At 65.8% G+C, this 26,510-nt stretch carries 29 protein-coding genes; 12 read left to right on the top strand and 17 right to left on the bottom strand.

What is annotated here, in order from left to right:
• Positions 1-3: 3 nt before the first annotated feature.
• A complete protein-coding gene (gene fliM, locus O5K31_RS05030) occupies positions 4-1,122 on the bottom strand; it encodes a flagellar motor switch protein FliM (protein ID WP_269716228.1) in 1,119 nt (372 codons plus the stop codon).
• Between the two features lie 26 nt (positions 1,123-1,148).
• A complete protein-coding gene (locus O5K31_RS05025; protein ID WP_269716227.1) occupies positions 1,149-1,766 on the bottom strand; it encodes a flagellar basal body-associated FliL family protein in 618 nt (205 codons plus the stop codon).
• Positions 1,767-1,978: 212 nt separating this feature from the next.
• On the opposite strand from O5K31_RS05025, the gene flgF reads away from it, so the two are divergent.
• Genes flgF through O5K31_RS05000 form a run of 5 tightly spaced genes read left to right on the top strand, consistent with a single transcriptional unit; the run spans position 1,979 to position 5,404 of the window.
• Complete coding sequence (gene flgF, locus O5K31_RS05020; protein ID WP_269716226.1) at positions 1,979-2,734, top strand: flagellar basal-body rod protein FlgF; 756 nt, start codon at positions 1,979-1,981, stop codon at positions 2,732-2,734.
• A 13-nt stretch (positions 2,735-2,747) separates the two neighbouring features.
• On the top strand, positions 2,748-3,539 hold the full coding sequence (gene flgG / locus O5K31_RS05015) for a flagellar basal-body rod protein FlgG (protein ID WP_269716225.1): 792 nt from the start codon (positions 2,748-2,750) through the stop codon (positions 3,537-3,539).
• Positions 3,540-3,543: 4 nt separating this feature from the next.
• A complete protein-coding gene (locus O5K31_RS05010; protein ID WP_269716224.1) occupies positions 3,544-4,122 on the top strand; it encodes a flagella basal body P-ring formation protein FlgA in 579 nt (192 codons plus the stop codon).
• Positions 4,123-4,135: 13 nt separating this feature from the next.
• A complete protein-coding gene (gene flgH / locus O5K31_RS05005; protein WP_269716223.1) occupies positions 4,136-4,873 on the top strand; it encodes a flagellar basal body L-ring protein FlgH in 738 nt (245 codons plus the stop codon).
• A gap of 57 nt (positions 4,874-4,930) precedes the next feature.
• Complete coding sequence (locus tag O5K31_RS05000) at positions 4,931-5,404, top strand: hypothetical protein (protein ID WP_269716222.1); 474 nt, start codon at positions 4,931-4,933, stop codon at positions 5,402-5,404.
• On the opposite strand, the gene dxs is transcribed toward O5K31_RS05000, so the two are convergent.
• The 6 genes from dxs to O5K31_RS04970 form a co-directional block, all read right to left on the bottom strand.
• Positions 5,401-7,314 carry a 1-deoxy-D-xylulose-5-phosphate synthase gene (gene dxs / locus O5K31_RS04995; RefSeq protein ID WP_269716221.1) on the bottom strand — a complete coding sequence of 638 codons (1,914 nt, stop codon included), beginning with the start codon at positions 7,312-7,314 and terminating at the stop codon, positions 5,401-5,403. The two genes, O5K31_RS05000 and dxs, sit on opposite strands and share 4 nt — an antisense overlap.
• A gap of 60 nt (positions 7,315-7,374) precedes the next feature.
• Complete coding sequence (locus tag O5K31_RS04990) at positions 7,375-8,277, bottom strand: polyprenyl synthetase family protein (RefSeq protein ID WP_269716220.1); 903 nt, start codon at positions 8,275-8,277, stop codon at positions 7,375-7,377.
• A 43-nt stretch (positions 8,278-8,320) separates the two neighbouring features.
• Positions 8,321-8,563 (bottom strand): exodeoxyribonuclease VII small subunit, encoded by a 243-nt coding sequence (locus O5K31_RS04985; protein WP_269716219.1) that lies wholly within the window; start codon positions 8,561-8,563, stop codon positions 8,321-8,323.
• A gap of 64 nt (positions 8,564-8,627) precedes the next feature.
• Positions 8,628-9,242: a histidine phosphatase family protein gene (locus O5K31_RS04980; protein ID WP_269716218.1), complete on the bottom strand. Its 615-nt coding sequence runs from the start codon at positions 9,240-9,242 to the stop codon at positions 8,628-8,630.
• Positions 9,243-9,284: 42 nt separating this feature from the next.
• Positions 9,285-10,205, bottom strand: a complete 921-nt coding sequence (locus O5K31_RS04975) for a histone deacetylase family protein (RefSeq protein WP_269716217.1) — start codon at positions 10,203-10,205, stop codon at positions 9,285-9,287.
• Positions 10,206-10,209: 4 nt separating this feature from the next.
• Positions 10,210-10,545 carry a winged helix-turn-helix transcriptional regulator gene (locus O5K31_RS04970; RefSeq protein WP_269716216.1) on the bottom strand — a complete coding sequence of 112 codons (336 nt, stop codon included), beginning with the start codon at positions 10,543-10,545 and terminating at the stop codon, positions 10,210-10,212.
• Between the two features lie 126 nt (positions 10,546-10,671).
• On the opposite strand from O5K31_RS04970, the gene O5K31_RS04965 reads away from it, so the two are divergent.
• The 4 genes from O5K31_RS04965 to O5K31_RS04950 all read left to right on the top strand — a co-directional run bounded on the left by O5K31_RS04965 (position 10,672) and on the right by O5K31_RS04950 (position 14,204).
• On the top strand, positions 10,672-11,679 hold the full coding sequence (locus tag O5K31_RS04965) for a zinc-binding alcohol dehydrogenase family protein (RefSeq protein WP_269716215.1): 1,008 nt from the start codon (positions 10,672-10,674) through the stop codon (positions 11,677-11,679).
• Positions 11,680-11,713: 34 nt separating this feature from the next.
• Entirely contained in the window at positions 11,714-12,223 is a 510-nt protein-coding gene (locus tag O5K31_RS04960) for a GNAT family N-acetyltransferase (protein ID WP_269716214.1), read from the top strand.
• Positions 12,224-12,277: 54 nt separating this feature from the next.
• On the top strand, positions 12,278-13,456 hold the full coding sequence (locus tag O5K31_RS04955) for a vWA domain-containing protein (RefSeq protein ID WP_269716213.1): 1,179 nt from the start codon (positions 12,278-12,280) through the stop codon (positions 13,454-13,456).
• A gap of 88 nt (positions 13,457-13,544) precedes the next feature.
• Positions 13,545-14,204 carry a TetR/AcrR family transcriptional regulator gene (locus O5K31_RS04950; protein WP_269717003.1) on the top strand — a complete coding sequence of 220 codons (660 nt, stop codon included), beginning with the start codon at positions 13,545-13,547 and terminating at the stop codon, positions 14,202-14,204.
• On the opposite strand, the gene O5K31_RS04945 is transcribed toward O5K31_RS04950, so the two are convergent.
• A complete protein-coding gene (locus O5K31_RS04945) occupies positions 14,201-15,628 on the bottom strand; it encodes a UdgX family uracil-DNA binding protein (protein ID WP_269716212.1) in 1,428 nt (475 codons plus the stop codon). The two genes, O5K31_RS04950 and O5K31_RS04945, sit on opposite strands and share 4 nt — an antisense overlap.
• Entirely contained in the window at positions 15,628-16,860 is a 1,233-nt protein-coding gene (locus tag O5K31_RS04940; protein ID WP_269716211.1) for a putative DNA modification/repair radical SAM protein, read from the bottom strand. The genes O5K31_RS04945 and O5K31_RS04940 overlap by 1 nt, the downstream gene beginning before the upstream one ends.
• Positions 16,861-16,937: 77 nt before the next feature.
• On the opposite strand from O5K31_RS04940, the gene O5K31_RS04935 reads away from it, so the two are divergent.
• On the top strand, positions 16,938-17,816 hold the full coding sequence (locus tag O5K31_RS04935; RefSeq protein WP_269716210.1) for a transglutaminase family protein: 879 nt from the start codon (positions 16,938-16,940) through the stop codon (positions 17,814-17,816).
• A gap of 259 nt (positions 17,817-18,075) precedes the next feature.
• Entirely contained in the window at positions 18,076-19,587 is a 1,512-nt protein-coding gene (locus O5K31_RS04930; protein WP_269716209.1) for a flavin-containing monooxygenase, read from the top strand.
• Here the strand turns inward: O5K31_RS04930 and O5K31_RS04925 are convergent.
• From O5K31_RS04925 to pcaF, 5 genes are read right to left on the bottom strand one after another with little or no spacing between them, the layout of a single operon-like run.
• On the bottom strand, positions 19,584-20,645 hold the full coding sequence (locus tag O5K31_RS04925; protein ID WP_269716208.1) for a Leu/Phe/Val dehydrogenase: 1,062 nt from the start codon (positions 20,643-20,645) through the stop codon (positions 19,584-19,586). The genes O5K31_RS04930 and O5K31_RS04925 overlap by 4 nt on opposite strands.
• Positions 20,646-20,687: 42 nt before the next feature.
• A complete protein-coding gene (locus tag O5K31_RS04920; protein WP_269716207.1) occupies positions 20,688-21,704 on the bottom strand; it encodes an alpha/beta fold hydrolase in 1,017 nt (338 codons plus the stop codon).
• Entirely contained in the window at positions 21,701-22,288 is a 588-nt protein-coding gene (locus O5K31_RS04915; protein ID WP_269716206.1) for a uracil-DNA glycosylase family protein, read from the bottom strand. Before O5K31_RS04915 ends, O5K31_RS04920 begins: the two co-directional genes overlap by 4 nt.
• 6 nt (positions 22,289-22,294) lie before the next feature.
• Positions 22,295-22,606 carry a DUF3253 domain-containing protein gene (locus tag O5K31_RS04910; protein ID WP_269716205.1) on the bottom strand — a complete coding sequence of 104 codons (312 nt, stop codon included), beginning with the start codon at positions 22,604-22,606 and terminating at the stop codon, positions 22,295-22,297.
• A 1-nt stretch (position 22,607) separates the two neighbouring features.
• On the bottom strand, positions 22,608-23,816 hold the full coding sequence (gene pcaF, locus O5K31_RS04905; RefSeq protein ID WP_269716204.1) for a 3-oxoadipyl-CoA thiolase: 1,209 nt from the start codon (positions 23,814-23,816) through the stop codon (positions 22,608-22,610).
• Between the two features lie 79 nt (positions 23,817-23,895).
• On the opposite strand from pcaF, the gene O5K31_RS04900 reads away from it, so the two are divergent.
• On the top strand, positions 23,896-24,348 hold the full coding sequence (locus tag O5K31_RS04900; protein WP_269716203.1) for a PaaI family thioesterase: 453 nt from the start codon (positions 23,896-23,898) through the stop codon (positions 24,346-24,348).
• On the opposite strand, the gene O5K31_RS04895 is transcribed toward O5K31_RS04900, so the two are convergent.
• Positions 24,345-24,962 (bottom strand): glutathione S-transferase family protein, encoded by a 618-nt coding sequence (locus tag O5K31_RS04895; RefSeq protein WP_269716202.1) that lies wholly within the window; start codon positions 24,960-24,962, stop codon positions 24,345-24,347. The genes O5K31_RS04900 and O5K31_RS04895 overlap by 4 nt on opposite strands.
• Positions 24,963-25,019: 57 nt before the next feature.
• On the bottom strand, positions 25,020-26,300 hold the full coding sequence (locus O5K31_RS04890) for a NupC/NupG family nucleoside CNT transporter (protein ID WP_269716201.1): 1,281 nt from the start codon (positions 26,298-26,300) through the stop codon (positions 25,020-25,022).
• Between the last annotated feature and the right edge of the window lie 210 nt (positions 26,301-26,510).

The raw sequence follows: 26,510 nt of genomic DNA, 5'->3' as shown, positions 1-26,510 counted from the left end.
CCCTCACTTGATCTTCTGCACGGCCCGGCGGGCCTGGGAGCTGAGCGCGGCTTCGCAGCGCACGGCGATGTTGTGATTGCGCCGCCCCATGCGGCCGCGCGTCAGCGGGATCGACCCGGAGCGCAGCTCCACCATGCTGTCGGGCGTGGCGTTGAGCATGATGGTATCGCCGACCTTCAGGTCGAGCACCTTGCGAAGGTCCACCTGCTGCTCGTCGAGCACGGCGCGGACCTCCATCTGGGTGGTCCATAGCTCGGTGGCCAAGTGGCCTTCCCAGATGTTGTCGCGGCCGAACTTCTCACCCATGAACTGCTGCAGCAGCATCTTCCGGATAGGTTCGAGCGTGGCGTAGGGGAGCAGCAGCTCGATGCGGCCGCCGCGGTCTTCCATGTCGATGCGCAGCTTGACCAGGATCGCCGCATTGGCCGGCCGTGCGATGGCGGCGAAGCGCGGGTTGGTCTCCAGACGGTCAAGGGTGAAGCTGACCGGATGCAACGGCTCGAACGCGGTCTTGGCGTCCTGCAGCACGACCTCGACCATCCGCTGGACCAGCACCCGCTCGATGGTCGTGTAGGGCCGGCCCTCGATGCGCATGGCGGCGGTGCCGCGACGGCCGCCCAGCAGCACGTCCACGATCGAGTAGATCAGGTTGGAATCGACCGTCAGCAGGCCGTAGTTGTCCAGCTCCTCGGCCCGGAACACCGACAGGATGGCCGGCAACGGGATCGAGTTCAGATAATCGCCGAAACGGATCGAGCTGATGTTGTCGAGGCTGACCTCGACGTTGTCGCTGGTGAAGTTGCGCAATGAGGTCGTCATCAACCGCACCAGGCGGTCAAAGACGATCTCCAGCATCGGCAGACGCTCGTAAGAGACCAAGGCCGAATTGATGATCGCCCGGATGCCGGTGCGGTCGTCGTCGTTGTCGGTGGAGAAATCGAAGCCCAGCAGGCTGTCGATCTCATCCTGGTTCAGGATGCGCTCGGCGCCCATCATGCCGTCGCCGCCACCGCCGCCCAGGTCGTCGAGGCCCGTCCAACCGCCATCGTCGGTTGGTAGCTCGCCCGTGGCGTTGTCAGCGGCCCACTGGGCCATGGCGTCGTCGTCGATCTCGTCAGCCATCAGGTCAATGCCAGCCAGGGCGAACCCTAGTTGATCAGCATCTCCTCGATCAGGACCGCCTTAACCTCGGCAGGTGCGATGACCAGATTCACCCGGCGCTGAATCTCCATGCGGAGCTGGTAGCTGCCCTGGCTGCCGGACAGGTCTTCGGGACGCAACTCGCGCAGGAACGACTGGAACATGTCCTGGAGTCTCGGCAGATTCGGCGTCAGCGTCTCGGCTGTCTCGGCGTCGGCGAGCTCAAGGGTAAGCTTGAGCTTCAGGAAGGACGGCCGGCCATCGGCCGACTGCATGTTCACGATGACATTGGGCAGGGTGTAATAGACCACGCCGTTCGGCCCTTCGCGGATTGAGCCGATCGCTCCGCCTTCACCACCCTCGGCCTTGGCTCCCTCTTCGCCCTCGCCCTTCTTTTCTTCCTTTTTCTTCTCGTCCTTCTTTTTGTCCTTGGCCTCGGCGTGCTCGCCTTCAGGCTTGGGCTTCAGAAGGAAGAACGCGGCGGCGCCACCCACGCCCAGAACCAGGACGGCGGCTACGATTATGATGATCAACAGGGGGAGCTTTTTCTTGGGCTTGGCGCCCTCGGCTCCCTCTTCACCTTCCTCGATGGCGTCTTCGGGCTCGGCGCCCTTGTCCTTGGCCACACGCGGCTCCTTGCGATCTTCCCACTCTCTATTCACGCAGCTTGGTTAACGATCTGTTTTTCCGGCCTGGAAAATCCACTCGGCAAGTTTGTCGCAGTCGTCGCCGTTAACTATTTTTATCGTTGATTTTATTCAGCTTTCAGACTGGCCCGCCATTTGCATGGATGGCGGCGTGAAGAAGCGCCCCGTTGGCGCCGGTTTTGGAGGCCCAGATGGACAACTCGCTGTACATCAGCTTGTCGCGTCAGATGACGCTGCGGCGCGAGCTCGACATCGTGGCGAACAACATCGCCAACGCAGACACCGCGGGCTTCAAGGTCGAGGACCTGCTGGTCCGCACCGAAGCCTCCTCGGAGGCCCGCACGGCGGACGGTCCCCGCTCCATCAAGTTCGTCATCGACGACGGCGTCATGCGCAATTTCGGGCAGGGCCCGCTGCGCAAGACCAATGGCGTGTTCGACGTCGCGATCGAGGGCCAAGGCTTCTTCACGGTCCAGGGTCCTCCCGGTGAACAGCGCTTTACTCGTGACGGTCGCTTCACCCTGAACCCCGAAGGCGTTCTGGTCACCCAATCGGGCGTTCCGGTCCTGGGCGCCGGCGGTCAGATCGTCATCGATCCGGCGCAGGGCGAGGTCTCCATCGGCAAGGACGGGACCCTGACCCAGACCGACGCCCAGACAGGCCAGGCCAACGTCGTCGGACGCTTGGCGGTGGTGCGCTTTGAAAACCGCGGCGCTCTGGCCAAGGAAGGCGACAATCTCTACCGCAACACCAACAACGCCCAGCCCCAGCCTGCGGCCGACGCCATCATCCACCAAGGCGTCCTGGAAAGCTCAAACGTCCAGCAGGTGGTTGAAATCACGAAACTGATCGAGCTGACCCGCGCCTACGAGCGCTCGGCCAAGCTCGTCGGCGACAACAATGACCTTTCCCGGCGCTCGATCGAGCGCCTGGGCCGCGTGAACTAAGAGGACCTCGAAGATGCAAGCGCTCCGCACCGCCGCGACGGGCATGGCCGCCCAGCAGCTGAACGTCGAGGTCATCTCGAACAACATCGCCAACATGAACACGATCGGCTTCAAGCGTCAGCGAGCCGAGTTTCAGGACCTGCTCTACCAGACCATCGAACGGGCCGGCACGCAGTCGTCCGACCAGGGCAACATCGTCCCCACCGGCATCCAGATCGGCGCGGGTGTGAAGGCCGGCTCGGTCTATCGCATCACCCAGCAGGGCTCGATGAGCCAGACCCAAAAGCCGCTCGACATGGCGATCCAGGGCCGGGGCTACTTCCAGGTCCTGCTGCCGTCCGGCGAAACCGCCTACACCCGAGCCGGCAACTTCTCCACCGACGACCAGGGCCGTCTAGTGACTGAGGACGGCTACGAGGTGCAGCCGGGCATCAACATCCCCGAGGACGCTAGCGACATCCAGGTCTCCAAGTCCGGCCAGGTTCAGGTGATCCGAGGCGACAACACCGGAGCCCCGGAAGTGGTGGGCCAGCTTGAGCTGGCCACCTTCGTCAACGACGCCGGCCTCGACGCCATCGGCGACAACCTCTTCATGGAGACGGCGGCCTCGGGCCAGGCGGTCGTCGGCCAGCCCAACACCGTCGGCGTCGGCTCGCTGCTACAGGGCTACACCGAAGCCTCGAACGTGGACTCGGTCAGCGAGATCACCGCCCTGATCGTCGCCCAGCGCGCCTATGAGATGAACTCCAAGGTCATCAGCGCGGCCGACGAAATGCTCCAGGCCACCTCGCAGCTGAAGTCGTAGGATCATGAGCAAGCTCATCACCGCCGCCTTCGCCGCCGCCATGATCGCCGGCTCCGCCGCCGCCGCGCCGGTCACGCTTCGCCCCGACGTGTCGGATATCGACGGCCAGGTCACTCTGGGCGACCTGTTTGACGGCGCCGGGTCGGCCGCCGATGTCGTCATCGCCAAACGTATCGCCCCCAGCGTGGTGCTCGAGGCGTCGCAGGTCCAGATGCTGGCCAGCCGGGCCGGCCTTCAATGGGCCAACGAACAACGTCTGCGTCGAGTGATCGTTCGCGGTGTGGTTGAAACACCCCAGGATGGCGCCCAGGCCACCGTCTCACGGGTCGCCACGCGCCAGCCCGCCGCCGAGCAGGTCATCCGGTCCGGAGATGTCGTCGACCTGGCCTGGTCCGACGGTCAGATCACCCTGACGGTCCAGACCAAGGCGCTCGGCGCCGCTACCGAAGGCCAGTGGGTGAAGCTGCAGAACCCGGCCTCCAAGAAGGTCATCGAAGCCGTGGCCATGGGTCCCGGTCAGGCCATGATCGGCCCATCCGCCCGTCGGAACGCTTCGCCCGCCAACCGTTACGCTTCCCGCTAAAGAGGCCCGCTCCATGCGTCTGTCGCCGTTCGCCGCCCTCGCCCTAATCGCGCCCCTGGCCGCCTGCTCCACCGTCATCGACACGGTGAAGGGTCCCAGCATGAGTCCGGTCGGCTATCCCGCCGCCCTGGTGCCGCAGCAGCAGGACGTCATGGCCATGGCCCCGCCGCGCTATGCGCCGAACGCCGCGTCTTCCAATTCACTGTGGCGGGCGGGCGCCCGGACGTTCTTCAACGACCAGCGCGCCAGCCGCATCGGCGACATCCTGACCGTACAGATCCAGATCGCGGATTCGGCCCGTACCCAGAACCAGACCACAGCCTCGCGCGGCTCGACCGCCAGCGTCGGCGTGCCGAACTTCCTTGGTCTCGAGTCCAGCCTCGGGCGCATTCTGCCGGGCGGTTACGATCCAGCCAACGCCATCAACACCCAGTCCACCACCAGCAACCAGGGCCAGGGCGCCGTGAATCGGGCCGAACAGATCAACCTGACGATCGCCGCAGTGGTCACCGCCTTGCTGCCTAACGGCAATATGGTGATCCAGGGCACCCAGGAAGTTCGCACCAACGCCGAGCTGCGCCAACTCACGGTCGCGGGCATCGTGCGGCCAGAGGACATCTCCAGCACCAACACCATCAACCACAGCCAGATCGCCGAGGCGCGCATCAGCTATGGTGGTCGGGGCGATATCAGCCGCGTCCAGCGCACGCCCGCCGGTCAGGCGTTGGTCGAGAAATTCTCGCCGTTCTGATCCAAGCCAGAACCGGTCGGTTCATGGTGCGTTGTTTCCTGCATAGGGAGGCGCGCCATGAAGCGGACGCTCGTCGCATTGTCGGTCCTGACAGCCCTTGGCCTGGGCGCCTGCGCGCATGAGCGCGGCGAGGTCATGGGCGGCTACAGCTGGGTCTATCTGGAAAACCAGAGTGAAGGCGCCAAGCTTGCCTATGGCCTGCCCAACAGCGACGCGGTCATCCTTATGATGACCTGCAAGCCAGGGTCGCGGAACGTCGGCCTGTCGCTGATCTCCAACGAAGCCAAGCCCGAATTCACGCTGATCTCGCGCAAAACCCAGGAGCGCGTCGTCGGGCGTGCGGCGCCGGACATGATGAGCGGCGCGCAGTTGATCGAAGCGTCCAGCCGCGCGGACGGCGGCGCACTGGCTGTCTTTGACCGAACTGGCGACCTAGTCGTCCAGAACCAGGGCCGGCGCTATAACCTCAAGGCCGGCAAAAATGACCGCGCTGAGGTGAGCCAGTTCTTCCGCAGCTGCGGTCGGGCCTAAGCCCGGCGGCCGGCCGTCGCGCTGTTGCTAACGCCCAGGGCCGCCAGAGCGCCGGCGACGATGCCGGCGGCGTCGAGACCGGCCTCGGCGTACATCGCCTCCGGCTTGTCCTGATCCTGGAAGATGTCGGGCAGGACGAGGGTGCGCACCTTAAGCCCGCGATCAAAAGCGCCGTGCTCGGCCAGGGCCTGCAGCACGAAGCTTCCGAAGCCGCCCATGGCGCCCTCCTCCACCGTGATCAGGGCCTCATGCTCGCGCGCAAGACGAAGGATCAGGTCGATGTCGAGGGGTTTGGCGAAGCGAGCGTCGGCCACGGTAGCCGACAGGCCGCGTGCGGCCAGCAGGTCGGCGGCCTTCAGCGATTCCTCCAGGCGTGTGCCGAAAGACAGGATGGCCACCGCCGTACCTTCGCGGACGATGCGGCCCTTGCCGATCTCCAAGGGCTCCAGCACGTCGGGCATGGCCAGGCCGAGGCCTTCGCCGCGCGGATATCGGAAGGCGCTGGGTCGATCGTCGATGGCGGCCGCGGTGGCGACCATGCGGGCCAGCTCGACTTCGTCGGCGGCGGCCATCAGCACCATGCCGGGCAAGGCGCCCATGAAGCCCACGTCGAACGAGCCCGCGTGAGTCGGCCCGTCAGCGCCCACCAGACCGGCGCGGTCCATGGCGAAGCGCACCGGCAGGCGCTGGATGGCCACGTCGTGGACCACCTGGTCATAGCCGCGCTGCAGGAAGGTCGAATATATCGCCGCGAACGGCTTCATGCCGTCAGCAGCCAGCCCGGCGGCGAAGGTCACCGCGTGCTGCTCGGCGATGCCGACATCGAATGTCCGATGTGGGAAGTGCTTGCCGAACAGGTCCAGGCCGGTGCCAGACGGCATGGCGGCGGTTATGGCGACGATCTTGTCGTCCTTCTCCGCTTCCTTCACCAGCGCCTCGGCGAACACTTTGGTGTAGCTGGGCGCGACGGCTGGGGCTTTGGCCTGTTGGCCGGTGACGACGTCGAATTTGACGACGCCGTGGTACTTGTCGGCGGCGTTCTCGGCCGGAGCGTAGCCCTTGCCCTTCTGGGTGACCACGTGGACCAGGACGGGCTTGTCCTCGAAGGCCTTGGCGTTCTTCAGGACGGGGATCAAGGCGTCCAGATCATGCCCGTCGATCGGGCCGATATAGTAGAAGCCCAGCTCTTCGAAGAAGGTGCCGCCGGTGACCATGCCCCGGGCGTATTCCTCGGCCTTGCGGGCCACGGACTGCAGCGGGCGCGGCAGGTGTTCGGCCATGCTCTTACCGATCTGACGCACCCGGCGATAGGCCCCGCCGCTGACCAGCTTGGCCAGATAGGAGCTCATGCCCCCGACTGGCGGTGCGATCGACATGTCGTTGTCGTTCAGAACGACGATCAGGCGCTTGGTGGTGTCGCAGGCGGCGTTCATGGCCTCGTAAGCCATGCCAGCGCTCATCGAGCCGTCGCCGATCACGGCGATGACATTGTTATTCTCGCCCTTGGCGTCGCGCGCGGCGCAGAAGCCGAGCGCAGCGGAAATGGAGGTGGCCGCGTGGGCCGCGCCGAACGGGTCGTATTCGCTCTCGGCCCGCTTGGTGAAGCCCGAAAGGCCGCCTCCCTGGCGCAGAGTCTTGATGCGGTCGCGGCGCCCCGTGAGAATCTTATGCGGATAGGCTTGGTGGCCCACATCCCAGATCAGGATGTCCTTGGGGGTCTCGAACACATGGTGCAGGGCCACGGTGAGTTCGACTACTCCAAGGCCCGCGCCAAGGTGGCCACCGGTTACTGAAACGGCGTCGATGGTCTGGTTGCGAACCTCTTCAGCGAGCTGCTTCAGCTCAGCTTGATTGAACCCCCGGGTGTCGGCGGGCGAGGAGACGCGATCGAGGAGCGGCGTGGATGACATTTCGACTATCTAATCCGTCCGGAAGCGCGCCGGAAGCACGAAGCGAGCCATGACGCAGCGTCAGCGGCGACGATCCAGTACGAAATCAACGCTTTCGCGCAAGGTTTCGGCCATCGAGCCGAAAGGATCGAGGTGCGCCTTGGTCTGTGCGGCCAATAGCTCCACCCGCTCCTTGGCGGCGTCGACGCCCAACAGGGTGACGTAATTGGCCTTGCCCTTGGCGGCGTCCTTGCCCCCGGCGGCCTTGCCCAGCAGGTCCTGGTCGCCCTCGACGTCCAGCAGATCGTCGACGATCTGGTAGGCCAGGCCGAGGTCCTGCGCAAAGGCCATCAGGGCCGAGCGCTCCGCATCCTTGGCCCGCGCCAGAATCAGCGGAATCTCGAAGGAATAGGCGATCAGGGCGCCGGTCTTCAGGCGCTGCATGCGGGCCACCGCGCCCAGGTCGTCACGAACGCCGAGCAGATCGATCATCTGCCCGCCGCACATGCCCTTGGCGCCCGAGGCGATGGCCAGGCGCGTGATCAGCTGGGTGCGGATATTGGCGTCGTCGTGGGTGTCGGGATGCGCCAGAATCTCGAAGGCGGCTGTCTGCAGAGAGTCACCCGCCAGCACGGCGGTCGCCTCGTCATAGGCCTTGTGGACCGTGGGCCGGCCCCGGCGCATGTCGTCGTCGTCCATGCACGGCAGATCGTCATGCACGAGGCTGTAGGCGTGAATGCATTCCAGGGCGCAGGCCGCGCGAAGCACCGGCCGCTCCTCCAAGTCGAACATCCTGGCTGTTTCGAGCGCGAAGAACGGCCGCAGGCGTTTTCCGGGACCGAGAGCAGCATAGCGCATGGCTTCGGTAAGCCGGGCTTCGGGCCCGTCGGCGCGCGGCAGCAGGGCGTCCAGCGCTACGGTTACGAGATCGGCGGCCTCGACCAGGCGCTGTTCTAGGCCCTTGGCGGGTTGGGCGGCGCTCAAAGGCCTCCCCCCTTGAACGGGGCTTTCGGCGGAAGCCGCCGCATCAGGCGAACTCTGCCGGCTCGACGCCCGTGGCTCCGCCAGCGCCCAGAACCACCTTTTCCACACGCAGGCGTGCGGCCTCCAGCTTCTTCTCGCAGTGGGCTTTCAATGCGGCGCCGCGCTCGTAGATGTCGATGGAGCGCTCCAGCGGGGCCTGTCCGGACTCCAGCTCGGAGACGATCTTCTCCAGCTCGGCGAGGGCCTGCTCAAAGGAAAGGCCCGACAGGTCTGCAGCGTCGGTCATGTGGGCTCTGAAACTCAAAATCGAAGCGGCCACCCTAGTCAGGGCGAACCGGCGGGGCAACGCTCTAGCGCTCGTAGCGCTTGGCCTTCCAATAGCGGAAGCCGCCATCGCTGACCTTGCGCCACTGCCGTTTCTTCAGGGCGCGGCCGATCATGACGTTGAAGAAGCCGTGGGCCACCAGCATCACGTCCTGGCCGCTGTCGGCGAAACCTTCCAGCACAGCGGCGGCCTGATCGGCGCGAAGTTCAGCCTGCCCTCGGCTTTCCTGGCCCCCGTGATAGTCCAGAAACCACCACCAGAACCGCGACCAGAAGCCCCAAGCCTTGGGCGACAGCCTGATCCACGACGGCCAGGGCGGCGCGGGCAAGGGGGCCTCGATGAACAGCGGGTCCTGAGCAAAGGCGCGGCCGCCCGCCAGCAGAGTCGCGCTCTCGATCGAGCGGATGCGGGTGGACGCGATCAGGGTCCCGGCCTTGGCGGCGGCGTCGATCAAAGCCGGCGGAGGCGTCTGGCCGGCGCGCAGGCTGCCGGGTTCATAGCGATCCAGCCACCAACGGCCGTAGCTTTCAGCGTTAAAGCGCACCTTGCGTGAAATAGCCGGCTCGCCGTGACGGACGAGAGTGATGCTCCCCGCACGGGCGGGGACAGGCCCGGATTCGGCGGTGAAAGCGTCAGCCATAATTGATGGAAAGTCCTGCGCACGAATGCGCCTGAGCCCTCCTCACCCCTCCTGAAGCGCCCTCACATGGGCAAGGGCCGAGCGGCCCAGAGCCTCTAGGTCGTAACCGCCCTCGAGCGATGAGACAATACGCCCCCGCGAACGGCTCGCAGCAACCGAGGCGATGGCCCGCGTCGCCCAGGCGAAATCCGCCTCCTCCAGGGACTGGCTGGCCAGCGGATCGCGCGCATGGGCGTCGAAACCGGCCGAGACGATGATCAGGTCAGGCGCGAAGGCGTCGAGCTGGTCCATCAGCCCCTCGAACCGTTGACGCCAAAGCTCACGCGGGGCGTGGGGCGGCACGGTCGCATTGGCGATGTTGCCCAGACCGCGCTCCGACGGATCGCCTGTGCCAGGATAAAGGGGTGACTGGTGGATGGAAGCCAGGAAGAGGCTCGGGTCGTGCTCGAACGCCGCCTGGGCGCCGTTGCCGTGATGGACGTCGAAATCGACGACCGCCACACGCGCCAGGCCCGCCGCCTGGGCCGCGCGCGCGGCGACCGCGACATTGGAGAAGACGCAGAACCCCATGGCCGTGTCCGGCTCTGCATGATGGCCCGGCGGACGCACAGCGCAGAAAGCGCGGTCGATCTTGCCGGCGGCGACCTCGCGCACCGCCGCCACCACCGCACCGGCGGCGCGCCGCGCGGCGTTCAGGCTGCCGGGCGACAGGATGGTGTCCGGGTCGAGCGCCCGCTGGCCCGTGCTGGGCGCGGCGGCGAAGATTTCGTCCACGTACTGGCGCGGATGGATTCGTTTCAGGTCCGCCGGCTCGACTAGCGGCGCCTCGTTAAGCTCCAGGTCCAGATTGGCGTCGTCCTGCAGGGCGTCGATCACGGCGCGCAGCCGTTCGGGCCGTTCCGCATGGCCCGCGCCCGGCTGATGATCGAGCATGTCCGAATGAGTGAAGAGGGCGACGGTCATGGCCTCAGACAGCCTGCTTGAGGCTTTGCCCGGCAAGGACGTTCTCGTCGCCCCAGGCCTTTAGGGCGATGATCACTGGCTCAAGGCTGCGCCCCCTCGCCGACAGGGAATACTCCACCCGCGGAGGCACCTCGGCATAGACGGTGCGGATGATCAGGCCCGCCTGCTCCAGTTCGCGAAGCTGCTTGGTCAGCATGCGCTGGGTGATGGCGCCCAGTCGCCGGCTGAGGGCGTTGAACCGCATACGCCCACCCAGCAGGTGGTACAGGATCACGCCCTTCCACTTGCCGCCGATCAGGTCGAGGGTGGCCTCGACGCCGCATTCCTTGGGATCGTTCATAGGTCCGCTCAAGCGCCAATAGTATCCAGATGGGTACTACATACACAAACGTACCGTACTTGCGCTTAGCGTAGCGCGGCGCGATCTGTCCGTCGACGGCGCGAGGCCGCCCTCAGGAGATACGAAATGAAAGCCGTCGGCTTCCAAACCCCCGCCGCCATTGATGCACCCAACGCCCTGGTCGATCTGGAGCTGCCGGCTCCTGTCGCGACGGGTCACGACATACTGGTGCGGGTGAAGGCCGTGTCGGTGAACCCCGTCGACACCAAGGTGCGCCGCAGCGCCCAGCCGCCCGAAGGCGAGCCGCGCATCCTCGGTTACGACGCCGCCGGGGTGGTCGAGGCGGTCGGCGACAAGGTCACCCTGTTCAAGGCTGGCGACGAGGTGTTCTACGCTGGCGCCATCGGCCGGTCAGGCACCAACGCCGAGCTGCATCTGGTCGATGAACGCATCGTGGGCCGCAAGCCGGAGACGTTGTCCTTCGCCGAGGCGGCGGCCATGCCGCTGACCTTCATCACCGCCTGGGAGCTGCTGTTCGACCGCTTTGGCGTGAGGCCGGGCGACGGCGAGGGGCAGGCCCTGGTCATCATCGGTGGGGCCGGCGGCGTCGGATCGGCCCTGATCCAGATCGCCCGGCAGCTGACGAAGTTCACCATCGCCGCCAGCGCCTCGCGCCCCGAAACCGAGGAGTGGGTCCGCGACCTGGGCGCTCATCAGGTGTTCGATCATACCAAACCCCTGGCGGACGAGCTGAAGCGCCTGGGCCTGGAAAACCCGCCCTACATCGCGTCCCTCACCCATACGGCGGACCATTTCGAGGCGGTGGCGGCAGCCATCGGCATGCAGGGCAAGATCGGGGTGATCGAGGCGGATCGCGCCATCGATCCCCGACCCTTGCACCATAAGTCGGCCTCGCTGCATTGGGAGTTCATGTTCGCCCGCCCCATGGGCACGCCCGACATGATCGAGCAGCACAGGCTGCTGAACGCGGTGGCCGACCTGGTCGATGAGGGCCGTATCCGCACCACGCTGGCAGAGGTGGTGGGTGGCATCAACGCCGCCGACCTGATCAAGGCTCACGCCCAGGTCGAAAGCGCGCGCACCATCGGCAAGGTGGTTCTGGAAGGCTTCTAGACTTGAGGTCCGCGCGGCGGGTATCAGCCGGGACATGAGCCCGACCATCCGCCGCGCCACCCTTGCCGACGCCGATGCGCTTTGCGCCATCGGCCGCGACACTTTTGTAGAGACTTTCGGCCACCTCTATCCGGCGCAGGACCTGGCCGACTATCTGGCCTACGCCTACGGGCCGGCGCGCATCACCGCCGACCTGGCCGATCCGAACAAGGCCATGTGGGTGGTGGAAGCCGACGGCAAAACCGTCGGCTACGCCCTGGCCGGCCCGAGCGACCTGCCGCACGCGGAGGTCACGGCCGACTGTGGCGAGCTCAAACGCATCTATATCCTGAAAGCCCACCAAGGCGGCGGGGTTGGGTCGCGCCTGATGGATGAGGTGTTCGCTTGGCTCGAACAGCCCGGTCGTCGGCTATGGATCGGGGTTTGGTCCCAGAACTTCGGCGCCCAGCGATTCTATGAGCGGCGGGGCTTTTCAAAGGTCGGCGAGTACATCTTTCCGGTCGGGCAGACCCAGGATCTGGAGTTCATCCTCAGCCGGGGATGACGGCGGCGCGGCGTGCGCCTATCCTGCGCTTTCAAACGACCGTTGGGCGCGCCGATGTTCCTGAATTTCTTCTCCGAGCTTCGCCAAGCCAAGGTGCCGGTGACGCTGAAGGAATACCTGCTGCTGATGGAGGCGCTGGACAAGGGCGTCATCGATCGCTCGGTCGAGGATTTCTACTATCTGTCCCGCGCCGCCTTGGTGAAGGACGAGAAGAACCTCGACAAGTTCGACAGGGTGTTCGGCCACGTCTTCAAGGGCATGGAGAACACTGGCGAGGGCCTGAACGCCGAGATTCCCGCCGAGTGGCTGAAGGCCCTGACGGAGAAATTCCTCACCGAGGAGGAGAAGGCCGAGATCGAGGCCCTGGGTGGTTTCGAGAAGCTGATGGAGACCCTTCAGGAGCGTCTGCGGGAGCAGAAGGAGCGCCACGAGGGCGGCAACAAGTGGATCGGCACCGGCGGCACCAGCCCCTTCGGCGCCAATGGCTACAATCCCGAAGGCGTGCGCATCGGCCAGGACAAGGGCCGCCACGGCCGGGCGGTGAAGGTCTGGGACAAGCGCGAGTACAAGAACCTCGACGACAGCGTCGAGCTGGGCACTCGCAACATCAAGGTCGCCCTGCGCCGTCTGCGCAAGTTCGCCCGTCAGGGCGCGCCGGACGAGCTGGACCTGGACGGCACCATTCGTGGCACGGCCGAGAAGGGCTATCTGGACATCCAGCTGCGGCCCGAGCGCCGCAACAGCATCAAGGTGCTGCTGTTCTTCGACATCGGCGGCTCGATGGACGGCCACATTAAGCTCTGCGAGGAGCTGTTCAGCGCGGCCAAGACCGAGTTCAAGAACCTGGAGTTCTTCTACTTCCACAACTGCCTCTACGAGAGCGTGTGGAAGGACAATCGTCGTCGCCAGACCGAGAAGACGTCGACCTGGGACGTGCTCCACAAGTACCCCGGCGACTACAAGGTCATCTTCGTGGGCGACGCGACCATGAGCCCCTACGAAATCACCTATCCCGGCGGTTCGGTGGAGCACTGGAACGAAGAGCCGGGCGCCATGTGGATCGACCGCGTGACCAACATCTATGAGAGTGCCGTGTGGCTGAACCCCACGCCAGAGCGGCACTGGGACTACACCCAATCCATCGGCGTGATGAAGCAGCTGATGAATGACCGGATGTATCCGCTGACCATCGAGGGGCTGGACAAGGCCATGCGGGAATTGGTGCGGGGCTAACTTACCGGCGTTCAGCAACCACTTGTTTTATTGGACGCTTGCGCCAGTTTCATACGCCCGTAAGACTGACCCTGGGTAATAGGGGTCTCTGTCCGTGAGTCTCGAAGTTGAAAGCGCCGACGAGGCGCAGATCGAAGCCGTCACCAAGAATTTGGTGTTCGTGGCCGCCGAGCGGCTGTTTGCCCTGCACGGCTTTCAGAACGTATCGGTGCGCGACATCACCGCCGAGGCCGGCGTGAATCTGGCGTCGGTGAACTATCACTTCGGCTCCAAGGACGCCCTGCTGTTCGAGATCTTCCGTCGCCGGACGACGGAGCTGAACCGCGAACGCGCACGCCTATTGCACGAAGCCAATGACCGTCACGGCGGCAAGCCGCCGGTGCGGGAAATCCTGGCCGCCCTATTCATTCCGCCCCTGCGCTGGATGGCGCCGGAGAACGACCGCCGCATCTCCCTGCAGTTTTTGATCCGCGCGCGCAGTGAGGGTACGGAGGAAATCCGCACCATCCTGCGCACCGACGTGACGCACCTGCGCCGCTTCTCGGACGCCCTGACCGGCGCGCGGCCGGATCTGCCGGATGTGGAGGTCTACTGGCGGCTGCACTTTGTGCTGGGCATGCTGCACAACAACCGTTTCGCCGAGTTCGACCGCATGAACGCCTTGGCCGAAGGCCGGATGGGCGAGGACGACACCAACGCCCTGCTCGAGCGCATGCTCGACTTCGCAGAGGTCGGCTTCAACCGCTAGGCCGCCAGGCTCCAGGCGAACCTCAGATCCTGCACGAACTCGGCATAGGCTTTCGCCTTCGCCGCCTCATCCGGCACGCGCAGCAGGAACGACGGGTGGTAGGTGACCACCGCCTGGGCCTGATCCGGTAGCTGCAGCGCTTGGCCGCGATTGGCGGCGATGGCCGTGGGCTTTCCAAACACCGATAGAGCCGCCGTGGCGCCCAAGGCGACGATCACGCGTGGGCGGACGATGCGGCGCTCGGCGTCCAGCCACCAGCGGCAGGCCTGAACCTCGCCGCGGTCGGGAGTCTTATGCAGCCGCCGCTTGCCGCGCGGCTCGTGCTTGAAGTGCTTCACGGCGTTGGTGACGTAGGTCTCCGCACGCGGGACGCCGGCCTCTGCCAGGGCGCGATCGAGCACCTTGCCTGCGGGGCCGACGAAGGGATGGCCGGCCAAATCCTCCTGGTCCCCCGGCTGCTCGCCCACGAACATCAGCTTGGCCCGTCCCGGCCCCTCGCCGGCCACGCCTTGCGTGGCGTCGCGCCACAAGTCGCAGCGGCGGCAGACATCGACGCCAGCGGCGACTTCCTCCAGCGTGGTGGGCGCCCCACCCTCGGCCGGCCTGTCGCGAGCCATGCGCAGAGCCGCCTTCATGGTGCGTCTGGAGGGCGTGGTCGGGGCGCTCTGGACCATGGCCGCGGTCCTCTCCTGGGCGGTGGCGATCAGGTCGGGAATGAGCCGCGCCTCGGGAAGGTTGCGCCAGTAGCGCTTTGGCATGTGCTGCTGCATGGCCGAAGTGTTCAGCCGGGCCGGATTGAAGATCGAAGCGAAGTAGGTGGACCACGCGCCTTCCAACGCATCTTCCGACGGAGCCTGGGAGGCGTCCGCTCCGGGCGTGAAGCTCAACCTCACGCCGTCCCAGTGGGCGCAGGCGTCGGGCGTTAGAATCGACCAATTCATCCCGGCGAAGCGCCGAGCGAAGAACGGCGCCATCGCCTCGGTCACACGATGCGGCGGCTCGAACCAGGCCGCGTAGCTTTCGGGCTCGACATCCTCCAGCAGGCGAAAACGGACGAAGGCCTTCATCTTGTGCTTTGCGCGGCTGACCGATTGGGCGAAGTGGCGCGCCTGTAGCACTTCGGGATCGGTGATCAGCTCCAGCAGGTTCGGCTCGTCCCGCAGCCGCCACAGCAACCGGTAGAGCAGCGGCAACCGGTCAGGCGAACGATGCAGGATCACCTGCTGCGCCAATTCCACGAACTCGCGCGAGACGGTGAAGACCGGTTCGACTACCGCGACGGCTGGCTCGTCCGCGAACAGGTCCCCCTCCCCGCCGACGGTCCAGCTGACCTGTTCGGGGGGTACGCCCTGGGCCCGCAGGGTGCGCGCCTCTCGGCGCCAGCTATCGAAGTCGATCTCACCCGCCAGTCGTGCGACGTGCATTAAAAGAGACTCAACTGCTGCGGCGGCGTTTCGCGCGGCAGGTGCGCGGTCAGGTCGTCGGCGTCGCTCAATGGGCCGGGGGTCCAGTCATCGGCGATGACGAAGGGGCGCAACTTCTTCTCCGAGCCGCACAGCTTTTTCAGATCTTCTAGCCGAACCCGCTTCTGGCGACGCAAGGCGACAAGCCCATCCACAGATTTGACGCCCAGGCCCGGGATCCGCAGCAGCATCTCCCGATCGGCCTTGTTCACATCCACGGGGAAACGGTCGCGATTGGCCAAGGCCCAGGCCAGCTTGGGATCGACGGCCAGATCCAGGTTCTGGCCCACGCCGACAATCTCGCCCCGCTCAAAGCCATAGAACCGCATCAGCCAGTCGGCCTGATACAGACGGTGCTCGCGCATCAGCGGCGGCTTTTGCGGCGGCAGGCGGCTGGAGCTGTCGGGGATCGGACTGAATGCCGAGTAGTAGACCCGCTTGAGGCTGTAGGAACCGTAGAGGTTCTCGCTCCGCGCCAGGATGTCGCCGTCGGTGGCGGCATCGGCGCCAACGATCAGCTGGGTCGACTGGCCGGTGACATACTTCTTGGGCTGGACGCGGTCCTTCTTCCGCGGCGCGCGCTCCTCGATGGCCAGGCGCACGCCGCCCATGGCCTTCTTGATGACCCCGACATCCTTTTCCGGCGCGAGGGCGGTCAGGCTCTCGTCCTTGGGTAGCTCGATGTTGATCGAGACGCGATCGGCATAGAGCCCCGCCTCCAGCACTAGGGCCGCCGAGGCCTCCGGGATCAGCTTGAGGTGGATGTAGCCGCGGAAATCGTGGACCTCGCGCAGCGTCCGGGCCACCCGCACCATCTCCTCCATGGTGTAGTCGCCGCTGCGGATGATGCCGGATGAGAGGAAAAGCCCCTCGATATAGTTGCGCTTGTAGAAGCCCAGGGTGAGGTCGACAACCTCCTCCACCGTGAACCGCGCCCGCTTCACGTTCGAGGACGAACGGTTGATGCAGTAGGCGCAGTCGTAGATGCAGAAGTTGGTCAGAAGGATTTTCAGTAGGCTTATGCACCGCCCGTCCGGCGCATAGGCGTGGCAGATGCCCATGCCCTCGGTCGAGCCGACGCCCTTGCCGCCCAGGGAATTGCGTTTCTGGCCGCCTGAAGAAGCGCAGGACGCGTCGTACTTGGCCGCATCGGACAAGATTGCGAGCTTGGACTTCAGATCAAGAACGGCCATGAGTCCACCATAATGTTCGCTTTTTGTTCTGTCGATAGAATGGAACGCGCGATGGGGTGTGGCGTTTCCACGCGGTCATGACGCGGCTGCGTATTCGCCACGAGACCCGTTACACCTACGAGCGTCCGGTGCGGTTTGGTCCGCAGCGCCTGATGCTGCGTCCGCGCGACAGTCATGCCGCCCGCATCGTGGAGGCGACGCTAGAGTTGTCTCCGCTAGGCGCGGTTCGCTGGGTCTATGACGCGCTGGGAAATTGCGTGTGCTGGTACACCCCCGACACCCCCTCGACCGAACTGGTCATCGTCAGCAACCTGCTGATCGAGCGCTTTCCCGCTCCCCTGTCGCCCTTCGAGATTGGCGATCCGCACACCGCCACGCCCATCGTCTATGACCGCGAGGATCGCACGGCGTTAGAGCCTTTCATGGCGCCTGCTACGGACGACGAGGCGCTGGGCCTTTTGACGTGGCTGCGCAGCCAGATGGGACGCGCCGATGAACCCGCTCTTGATTTCCTGCTCAGGCTCAACAGCGCCATTCATCAGGAGTTCGCCTACGGAGCTCGCCACGATGAAGGCACACAGAGCCCCGCGGAAACCTTGCGTCTGGGGTCGGGGACGTGCCGCGACTTCGCGTGGCTGATGGTGGAGGGGCTGCGCCGTCTCGGCTACGCGGCGCGCTTCGTCACTGGCTATCTCTACAGCGCCAAGGCCAGCAAGGTGCGGGGCGCGAGCGCGACCCACGCCTGGGTCGAGGTTTTCCTGCCCGGCCTGGGCTGGATGGAGTTCGACCCGACCAACGGGCTGGCGGAGTCGCCGGACCTGATCGCCGTCGCCTCGGCGCGCACGCCGTCCCAGGCGGCGCCGGTTTCAGGCTCGATTTTCGGCGATCCGGGCGATTCTCACCTGGACGTGAAGGTCGACGTCCAACTCGCCGGACCTGTCCTGGGAGCCGCGTGATAGGATGGACAAAACCAGGGAGCGCCAGGCCATGCCACACGGGTTCCAACAGCAGGATCACCCTCTGCGGACCGTTGTCATTCCCCATAGCGTCGCCAAGCCGCAACACGGCCAAAAGGCCAGCAAGATCGCATTGAAGATCAACCCGCCGCGATCCTTCGAGCCGAAGCCGGGGCACTAAGCAGCGCATTGACTTATCACCGTTCACCTTCAGGATGACGGACACGCCGCGTCAGACGGCGGCCTCATTAGGTGGACTATGAACGCGCCCTTCAAGCCGGCGGGCCAGGCGCCCGCCAAGCCGGACGTGGACGTCGCCATCCTGGGCTCGGGTTTCTCCGGGCTAGGCATGGCCATCGCCCTGCTCAAGGACGGGCGGCGGGACTTCGTCATCCTGGAGAAGGCCGCCAGCGTCGGCGGCACCTGGCGCGACAACACCTATCCGGGGTGCGCCTGCGACGTGCCCAGCCACCTCTATTCCTTCTCCTTCGAGCCGAACCCGGAATGGTCGCGGATGTACCCGACCCAGCCGGAGATCCGCGCCTATCTGGAGCGGGTGGCCGACAAGTACGACCTGCGACCCTATCTGCGGTTCGGCAAGACGGTCACCGACCTGACCTTCGACGAGGCCGGGGGGTTCTGGAAAGTGACCAGCGACGATGGCCAGACCCTGACCGCCCGCGTGGTGGTGTCGGGGACCGGCGGGCTTTCGCGCCCTGTGCTGCCGAGCATAAAAGGCATGGACAGCTTCAAGGGAAAGGCCTTTCACTCGGCCTGGTGGGATCATGACGAGGACCTGACCGGCAAGACGGTCGCGGTGATCGGCACGGGCGCCAGCGCCATTCAGTTTGTCCCGCAGATCGCGCCGAAGGTGAAGTCGCTAACCCTGTTCCAGCGCACTCCGCCCTGGATCGTGCCCAAGCTGGACCGACCGATGCACGGCTGGGAAAAGGCCTTGTTCAAGGCCGCCCCGGTGTTCCAGAAGTTGCTGCGCGGCTTCATCTACACCCGCATGGAAAGCCGCGCGGCGGCCTTCGTCTTCAAGCCTGAAGCCATGGCCAAGTCCGAGGCGCTGGCGCGCCAGTACATCGACGCGGTTATCACCGACCCGGCCCTGCGCGAAAAGGTGACGCCCAACTATCGCATGGGCTGCAAGCGCATCCTGATCTCAAACGACTACTATCCGGCCCTGAACCGGGAGAACGTGGCGCTGGTCACCGACGGCATCGCCGAGATCACGCCCAGCGGCGTGCGGACCACCGACGGGATCGAGCACAAGGCCGACGTCATCATCTATGGGACGGGCTTCGCGGCCACCGACGCCCTGTCGCCGACCCAGGTGCATGGACGCGGCGGCAGGCACCTGAACGCCGAATGGGCGGCCGGGGCTCAGGCCTATCTGGGCGTGACGGTCAGCGGCTATCCCAACTTCTTCATGCTGATGGGCCCCAACACGGGCCTGGGCCACAACTCGATCGTCTACATGATCGAGAGCCAGATCCGGCACGTCATGGACGGCCTGCGCCGGATGGAGGCCGCCGGGGCGGCCTGGATGGACCCCAAGCGCGAGGCGCAGAACCAGTTCAACGCCTTCGTCCAGGAACGGGTCGGCAAGACCGTCTGGAATTCCGGCGGCTGCAAGAGCTGGTACCTGACCGCGGACGGTCGCAATACGACCATCTGGCCCGGCTTCACCTTCGACTATCGGCGCCGTGTGAAGGCGGTCGACCCGACCGCCTACGACATGGAGCGGGTTAGGGCCGAGGCTTAAGAACGGCCCGCCGCGATGCGGGCCTTGGCCATTTCGTTGGCCACTTCGTGGGTCGGACGCTTTTCGGCGACCGAACGATCGAGCACTTCGCCTAGGGTCAACATCAGGGTCGATAGCTTGCCCTCGACCCAGGCCGGGTCGAACGCGCCTCCGGCTTCCAGGGCGCGGATTTCGCCGGCCACATTGATGATGCCGCCGCCGTTGATGACGTAGTCGGGGGCATACAGCATGCCCTTGTCGAACAGGATGCGGCCGATTTCCGGCGTGGCCAGCTGGTTGTTGGCGCCGCCGGCGACGACCTTGCCTTTGAGGCGCGGGAGGGTGTCGGCGTTGACCGCGCCGCCCAGGGCGCAGGGGGCGAACACCTCGGCGTCCACGTCGAAGATGGCGTCGGTCGAGACGATCTTGGCGCCTGTCTTGGCTGCGATTTCATCCAGGGCGGTCTGATTAACGTCGGCGATCACCAGCTTGGCGCCCGCGGCGTGCAGCTTTTCGGCCAGATAGGCGCCGACATGGCCCACGCCCTGGATCGCGACGGTGACGCCGTTCAGGTCTCGATTGTACGCGCGCTCGACGCACAGCTTCACGCCCCGGAACACACCCTCGGCGGTCACCGGGCTGGGATCGCCCGAGGCGGCCGCATGGCCTTCCAGGCCGGCGACATAGCGGGTCTGCTTGCGGGCGTTCTGCAGATCTTCCGGCGAGACGCCGACGTCCTCTGCGGTCCAGTAGCGGCCGCCGACGGCGTCCACCGCACGGCCGAACGCCTCGAACAGCTCAGGGGTCTTTTGGGTGCGGCTGTCGCCGATGATCACGGCCTTGCCGCCGCCCAAGCCGATGTCGGCCATGGCGTTCTTGTAGGACATGGCGCGCGACAGCTTCAGGGCGTCGGTCAGGGCCGCTTCGGCGTCCGGATAGGCCCACATGCGGCAACCGCCGGCTGCTGGGCCAAGGGCCGTGGAGTGAACGGAGATGATGGTTTTAAGGCCAGTCTTTTCGTCGAAGAAGGTGTGAACGCCTTCATGGCCCTCGAAGGCCGGGGAATCGAAAAGAGTCATGCCTGGAAGTCCGTCCCGTTGCGGAAATTATGTGCGCGCCCTCTACGCCTCCGGGGCGCGAGTCACAAGCCCTGACTCTGGCGCTGCGACGATGGGCGGGGCGCCCGATGGGAACGGAGCGCCGGGGTCCTTCAGGAACGCGACCATGTCGGCGAAGACCGCCTCGCGCTGGTGATCGACCAGCAGCAGGTGGAAGCCCTTGGCATAGTACGCGCTGCGCGCCTCGGGCGGCAGTTGGGCCGCCGCCTTGCGCGCCGGCTTCTTGGGGATGATCTCGTCGTTGGCGCCGTAGAAGTAGGCTACCGGCCCCCTTACCGCGCCGATACGCTCCTGGCCCCGATCCATCATGTCGACGAGACCATAAAGGGTGTCCGACCTCGCGCCCCAGATCATCTGGCGGTCCGTGCCCATGCGGTAGAGTTCGTCGATATTGTCGGTGGGCCGCACCTTGCGGGTCAGCCAAGCCGGCGGCGTCCAGACCTTGGACCGGATCGTATGGGCGCTCAGCCACAGCATGGCGCGGTTTGGCAGGGGCTGTTCGGACCAGCCCCAAACCGCCGGCGACAGCAACAGGGTGCGGTCGGCGTCCGGCGCGGGATCGGACGCCATGGCGTCGATGGCCACCGCCCCGCCCATGCTGATCCCGGCGATAGCGATGATGGCCTTGGGGTGCTTGGCCCGCAGGACGGCGCAGAGGGCGCGGACATCGTCCACCATCAGATCGTCGCCGCCCCATACGCCGCGTTCGGGAGACCTGCCGAAACCACGCTGGTCGATGGCGTAGGTGGCGATTCCCCTCGCCTGCCCCCACTCGCCCCAGAAATGGAAGGCGTTGGCGTAGTCGTTCATGCCGTGCAGGCCGGCGATCACCGCCCAGGGTTCCTCATCCGAAACCCAGTGCGACAGGCCCAACCGCGCGCCGTCGATGCTGACGAAGGCGTCGGATGTCAGGTGTGGGCCGGAAAAGCCGAGCCCTGGCGTGCCCCGCGACTGCACCATGGGCGCACAGGCCGCGGCGGTCATCGCCGCCGAACTGAAGAGGAAGACGCGCCGGTTCATGCCTTGAGCAGTTTAGCCACACGATCTTGCAGATAGGGAACCACCTCGGCGTCGAACCAGGGGTTCTTCTTCAGCCACGACGTGTTGCGCCAGGACGGATGCGGCATGGGCAGGAACTGCGGCAGGTATCGTTCCCAGGCCCGCACGGTCTGGGTCATGTTCTCCATGGAACGAGGCCCCAACGCCCAGGCCTGAGCATGCCAACCAACCAGAAGGGTCAGCTCCATCTTGGGCAGGCTGTCGAGCAGCTTTGTGCGCCACAGCTTGGCGCAGCGGGTCGGAGGCGGATAGTCACCGCCCTTGGGATTTGTGCCTGGAAAGCAGAAGGCCATGGCCGCCACCCCGATCGCGGGGTTCGCGTAGAACGTCTCGCGGTCGACACCCATCCAGCCACGCAGGCGGTTTCCGGACGGGTCGTTGAACGGCAGGCCCGTCTCATGCACCAGTCGTCCGGGCGCCTGGCCGCAGATCAGGATGCGGGTCTGAGGCGAAACGCGAACCACGGGCCGAGGCTCATGCGCGAGCTCGCCAGCGCAGGCGCGGCAGGCGGCGATATCAGCGAGAACGGCGTCGAGCGAACTCATGCCGTCCTAATCGAGGCCGTCCTCGTCGGTTCCGTAGGCCTGGACGAAGGTCGGACCGCCGGCGGCGACTTCGGCGGCGGTCAGGGCGCGGTAGCGCCAGACGCCCTTGAACTTGCCGGGGTCGGCCGGCTTGTTGTGACGCAGGATCACCAGCTTGTTCTCGCGGGCGAGGCCGATGGCCACGTTGCGCACATGCGGCAGAATCCGGCGCCAGCGCTCGGGCTCGACGCTCTGGGCGACCTTGACGGGATCGGCCGACTTGCCTTCGGGCAAGAGGGCGATGGCGGAAAGCAGGGCGTCTTCGATGGGAGAGGTCATGTCAGACGCTTGCTAATGCAAGCGCCCCGCCTTGGCCAACCCCGATGCACATGCTGGCCAGAGCGCGCTTGCCGCCGCGGGCTTTCATCGCCCGCGCGGCGGTGATCGCCAGCCGGGCTCCGCTGGCGCCCAGCGGGTGGCCCAGGGCGATGGCGCCGCCATGCGGATTCACATGTTCGGCGTCGTCGGCCAGACCCCAGGCGCGCGTGCAGGCCAGGGCCTGGGCGGCGAAGGCCTCGTTCAGCTCGATGATGTCGAAGTCCTTGGCGGTGATGCCAAGACGCTTGGTCAGGGTCTCCACCGCCGGGATCGGACCCACCCCCATGATGCGTGGCGCGACGCCGCCGGCAGCCCCGCCCTCGACCCGGGCGATGGGCTCCAGGCCGAATTCGCGGGCGATCTCTTCTGTGGCCAGGATCATGGCCGCCGCCCCGTCATTGATGCCCGACGCGTTGCCGGCCGTGACCGTGCCGCCCTCACGCACGATGGGTTTGAGCGCCTGCAGCGCCTCCAGCGTGGTGTCGGGGCGCGGGTGTTCGTCAGCGGACAGCACCGTCTCCTTCTTCTTGTCGAACACCGTGATCGGGGCGATCTCGCCCTCGAAGTAGCCCGCCTTGATCGCGGCGGCGGCGCGCTGCTGGCTGCGGAACGCGAAGGCGTCCTGGTCGGCGCGGGCGATCTGGTAGTCCTCGGCCACGTTCTCGGCCGTCTCCGGCATGGCGTCGACGCCGTAGGCCTTACGCATGGCGGGGTTGATGAAGCGCCAGCCGATGGTGGTGTCGAAGATCTCGTTGCTGCGCTGGAAGGCGGTCTCGGCCTTGCCCATGACGAACGGCGAGCGGGTCATGTGCTCCACCCCGCCGGCGACCACGAACTCGGCGTCGCCGGTAGCGATCATCCGCGCACCCTGGATAACCGACTCCAGGCCGGAGGCGCAGAGGCGATTGACGGTCACAGCCGGGGTCCGCACCGGCAGGCCCGCCAGCAGCAGAGCCATACGCGCGACGTTGCGGTTGTCCTCGCCCGCCTGGTTGACGCAGCCGTAGATCACCTCGTCCAGGCGATCCCAGTCGACCTTGTGATGCGCGGCCATCAACGCCTTCAGCGGATGAGCGGCCAGATCGTCGGCCCGCACCTTGGACAGCCCGCCGCCGAACCGGCCTATGGGCGTCCGAAATCCGCTGCACAGATAGACTGTCCGCCCTTGCATCGCTGTCTCCCGACTTTCCATTTTGCGGCAGGTTAGGCAGAGAGAGCGTGGCGATCAAACAATCGTTCGGGAGATGGGCATGGACGGCGGCGGCGAGAACATGGGCGGCCCACAATTGGTCACCGAAGGCGAGTGGGCCGGCTGGCGCACCTGGCGCGGCTCGGACCCGTTCGAGGATCAGTCCGGTCCCTTCTACTTCCGCGACGAGGACGACGGCACGGTGCGCTGCGCCTTCCGCGCCGAGAAGAAGCATATGAACGGCGGCGGCTTCATGCACGGCGGTTGCATGATGACCTTCGCCGACTTCTGCCTGTTCGCCATCGGCTGGAGCGCGCTGAAGGACACCCGCGCCGTAACCGTCAGCCTGAACGGCGAGTTCGTCGGCCCGGCCGCCGTCGGCGACCTGATCGAGGCCACGGGCGAGATCGTCCGCGATGGGGGCTCGCTGCTGTTCGTGCGGGGCAAGCTGTCGACGGGCGGGCGGGCGATGCTGTCCTTCTCGGGCGTGGTGAAGAAAATCCGCTCGCGCTAGGTCCCGGCGGAGGCCGCCGGGCGGACCATCATCGCCTCCAGCCAGCGGTGGACATGCTCCATCTCCTCGGCCGGTTTGAACTGGACCATGCGGGCGAAGTCGATGCTGGTGGCGGCCAGGATATCGGCCATGGTCACGCGGTCGCAGGCGATGAACTCGCTTTGGGCCAGGCGGCGGTTCAGCATCTTCATCGCCCGATCGGCCCAGGCGCGGTTGGCGGCGGCCACTTCCGGCACCTGGGTTTCGAGCGCCGCGAGCCGCGGGTGCCCATGTCGCACCGCCATCATCAGCGGCATGGCCACCATCAACTCGACGCGCCGCGCCCACATCTCAATGACCGCCGTCTCCTTGGGATCGCGCCCGAAGAAGTTCGGCTCCGGGTACAAGCTCTCCAGATAGCGGCAGATGGCGACCGACTCGGTGATGGTCGTCTCGTCGTCGATCTCCAGGGCCGGCACGTTCGCGGCGCCCGCGCGGGTCAGATAGTCTGGCGTGCGGTGTTCGCCCTTGAACAGATCGACATCGACGATCTCGATGTCCTCGATGCCCTTCTCCGCCATGAACCAGCGGACCCGGCGCGGATTGGGCGCGCGGCGGCTATCATACAGTTTCATACGCTTGTTCCTCCCGCCGCCACCCTTTCACGGGTGACGCGAGGGATGCAAAGGCCCTTAGAGCGCGAACAGCTCATTGGGCATGGCGCCGACGATGGCCGCCGTCAGGCAGGTGGCCAGGAAGCCGGCCAGCAGAGCCTTCCAGACGAGATTGATCACCTCGCCCCGGCGTTCGGGCATCAGCACGCCCATGCCAGACACCGTGATCCCGACCGAGCCGACATTGGCGAAGCCGCAAAGGGCGTAGGTCAGGATAGTGCGAGTACGCTCGCTCATCTCCGTCGCCGGAACGGCGCCCAGTTGGATGAAGGCGATGAACTCGGTGAGCATCAGCTTCACGCCCAGCAAGTATCCGGCCTTGAACGCCTCGTCCCAGTGGATGCCCAGCGCCCAGGCCAGCGGCGCGAAGGCGAAGCTCAGAACGCGCTCGATAGTCACCGGACCGCCGAACATGTCGGGCAGGGCCCAGCCCAGGAAGGCGTTGGCGATGGCCACGAACGCCACATAGACGATCAGCACGCCCGAAATGTTCAGGACCACCATCAAGCCGTCCGACACGCCCTTGGAGATGGCGTCGACCGCGGAGTCGTATTTCAGCAGGCTGGTGTAATCGACCGACACCCCGCCGACGTTCGGCTTTTCCGGAATCATGATGCGGGCTAGCAGCACGCCGGCCGGAGCCGAAACCACCGAGGCCGCCAGGACGTGGGCCGCGGCGTTCGGCAGGACGGTCTTAAGCACCGTGGCGTAGGCGACCATGGTCGAGCCGGCGACGGTGGCCAGACCGACGACCATCATCATGAACAGTTCAGAGCGCGACAGCTTGTCGAGATAACCCCGAATGATGATCGGGGTCTCGACCATGCCCAGGAAGATGTTGGAGGCCGTCGCCGTCGCCGAAGCGCCGCCCATGCCCATGGTCTTTTCGAAGACGAAGCCAAAGCCGCGGATGATCCACTTTAGAATCTTCCAGTGCCATAGCAGGGCCGACAGCGACGAGATCACCAGGATCACCGGCAGCACCTGGAAGGCGAAGACGAACAGGGCGTTGGGATTCTCGATCGAATAGGGCTGCACCCCGCCGCCCATGTAGCCGAAGACGAACTGGGTCCCTTGGGCGGTCGCGGCGGCCAGGCCGTCCACAACGCCGTTGATTCCGCTGATGATCGCCCGGGCCGCGGGGAGGCCGAAGATCAGGACCACCAGGCCAGCCTGAAGAGCGACGGCGCCTACGGCCAGACGCCACGGAAAGCGCTTGCGGTCTTCCGACAGCGCCCAGCAGACGCCAATGGTGAAGACCACGCCGACAAGGCTCTGGGCGTTTTCAGGACGGAACATGAAGCGAGACTGGCCCTTGGCGGCCGCCCCCTTGGGGCCGCTCGGACCCCTTTTGACACCGCCGTGGCCCAGCAAGGCAAGGGTCCGCTTGTCGCAAGCACGTTTTGCATGACGAATTTGTAAGGCGAACAACGCTCGCCTTACCCCGATTTAACTTGGTTCCGACGCCCCTCGCGCACATTGCTTGGCGCAATCTTTGGGGGAGTTCAG

The sequence above is a fragment of the Caulobacter sp. NIBR2454 genome (assembly GCF_027474405.1).
Classification (GTDB): domain Bacteria; phylum Pseudomonadota; class Alphaproteobacteria; order Caulobacterales; family Caulobacteraceae; genus Caulobacter.
Note: the sequence above shows the minus strand (reverse complement) of the source record. Positions and strands in the feature narration are given on the sequence as shown.